This window comes from Chryseobacterium sp. OSA05B, from assembly GCF_019970065.1.
Lineage (GTDB): Bacteria > Bacteroidota > Bacteroidia > Flavobacteriales > Weeksellaceae > Chryseobacterium.
Genome location: NZ_JAHXYH010000031.1, coordinates 1 through 939 on the forward strand (window position 1 = coordinate 1; position 939 = coordinate 939).

1 protein-coding gene and 1 pseudogene are annotated in these 939 nt (G+C 31.5%); both read right to left on the minus strand.

Annotated elements, in window-relative coordinates; translation table 11 throughout:
- Positions 1–268 (minus strand): annotated as a pseudogene (locus LC419_RS23420) (hypothetical protein); the annotation flags it as partial.
- Between the two features lie 313 nt (positions 269–581).
- Positions 582–939 (minus strand): glycine betaine ABC transporter substrate-binding protein (locus tag LC419_RS23425; protein WP_223609620.1); only part of this gene is annotated, 358 nt, incomplete at its 5' end.

Here is a 939-nt window from a genome sequence, read left to right on the forward strand (position 1 = left end):
TATTCCAATCTAAATTTGGAAAAGGGGATGTTTGTTTTGTGGAAGTATCATATTGCATAACCCTTATTTGTGGATTAAAGAATGGATGATTACTGAAAACAAGCTCTCCTGAATTCTTATATGCTATGTTGCCAACTGGTGCAGAGACTTCGGCAAACAACTCCAACTGTGTCTTTTTTTGTATCTGTTCATTTGATAAAGTATCATCTTTACGATCACAACTGATCAAACCAACAGAAAAAATTAATATTATAACAAAACTCTTCATTTATTTATTTTTTTATTTTGAATAAAAAAGGATATTTATTTATCACAAAATTATACTATTCAGACGCTAAAAATCTGTATATTAGCCCCAAATTAAGGTATATATCTGCCCACTGAATTACAAGAAAAAAAAAGACTTTTCTGAAGAACATTTACACTATTTAGTCAATTCTAAGCGAGGCCTCAAACGTCATGTAATTCTATTGAAGGAGATAATAGCCAGAAAATTTAAAGCAAACTTATATTTCACCTTTGATTTATAAGATCCTATCATTAAAGTCTAGTACACTCATTAATATATCCTATCCATCTTTTTATACATTTCCTTCTAGCATGCAGATATAGCTTTCGACAGAACCGTAATTCTGCTGAATCCAACGTTTAGCAGCTTCTTTGGCACTTAGTTTATATTTATAAAATGAATACTCTATATAGGATACAGCATCGTTACCAATTCTAATCGACGATAATATATCCAGATCATTTTCAGAAAAAAAAGTTGCCGCTTGTTTTAATAGTATTGGGGTTGCCAGATCTTTACCCCGTAATAAACCCTTTGGCTCTTCCAATGGAAAAATATCAAACATATGGTGAAGATACTGGGGATGCCATAAAGGTATAATGAAATTTTGCCTGGCTTTGAGCTGTGCTTCTACCAGATTGTTAAAATTT